General features: G+C 66.6%; 1 protein-coding gene and 1 pseudogene. Both read left to right on the top strand.

Annotation, left to right across the window (positions count from 1 at the left end; genetic code table 11):
• Positions 1 to 206, top strand: a pseudogene (locus AB0G02_RS39810) (hypothetical protein); the annotation flags it as partial.
• Between the two features lie 342 nt (positions 207 to 548).
• Positions 549 to 1,082: helix-turn-helix domain-containing protein (locus AB0G02_RS39805; RefSeq protein WP_360805590.1), on the top strand; the 534-nt coding region annotated here is incomplete at its 3' end.

The following is a 1,082-nucleotide window of genomic DNA, read 5'->3' as shown; positions in this document are numbered from 1 at the left end:
AGACGGCGCGGGACGCCCTCGCGCCCGAAGACGTTCCGGATTCCCCAGGGCGGCTTGTTGACGACGTGTTGGCAACACCTGATCCGGCTGTGAAGACCCATCTGGCAGAGGTGTTGGAGCGCATCTTTAATGGATATGGTCGGGACGACCTCTCTGCGAGGCTCAAGGCCTGGCAGGCGCGCGATGAGGGAGCCGGGGAGCCCTGACCTGCCTGCCGCCCCGCCTCACCGCTCCACCGCGACGCGGGCCCATTCCCGGTCCGCCGGGCCCAGCCGGGATTCTCGGCCAGGGCTGCCGCCACTTCGCGGTCCTGGGTCCAATACTCGTGACTTATTGAGGTTTTCTCAGCGAAATGCGCCGAGGGTGAGCTATGCGCAGGAGCTGGATAGGCGCTGACCTTGTACCTGCCGATAACCTCATCCATGCAGGTAGAGAGCGTATGAAGCTCAAGACCTCGAAGCGCTCACGCGCGGGAACTGCCATCCGCCGTAACGTCGACCAGCGCGGCACGATGACCGGCTGTGCTGCTTCGACTGGCCTACCTGGGCGTGGCCAACGCCTTCGCGTTGCTGCGCCTGCTGCCCATGAGCGATCGGGACAAGGACGTGGAGATCCTGGCGCTGCGGCACCGGATCACCGTCCTGGAACGCCAACTGGGCAGGGACCGTCCGCGGTTCTTTCCCGGCGACCGGGCGTTCCTCGCGGCACTGCTGCACCGACTTCCCGTCGACACGCTTCGCCGGCTTCGACTGCTGGTCCGTCCGGAGACGGTGCTGCGGTGGCACCGAGACCTCATCGCACGCCGCCACGCAGCCAGATCCCGTCCCAAGCGTCCCGGCCGACCACGAACCATCCGCTCGATCCGGCTACTGGTGCTGCGCCTGGCACGCGAGAACTCCGCCTGGGGGTACCGACGCATCCACGGCGAACTCCTCGTGCTCGGCATCAAGGTCGAAGCCTCCACGGTGTGGCAGATCCTCAAGGACGCCGGAATCGACCCGGCTGCCAAGCGCACCTCGACGACCTGGTCGGCCTTGCTTCGCTCCCAGGCCGACGCGCTACTGGCCTGCGACTTCTTCGAG

Origin of the sequence: Actinosynnema sp. NPDC023658 (genome assembly GCF_040639995.1) — a bacterium.
Classification (GTDB): Bacteria; Actinomycetota; Actinomycetes; order Mycobacteriales; family Pseudonocardiaceae; genus Actinosynnema.
This window is presented reverse-complemented; position numbering and strand designations above follow the sequence as displayed.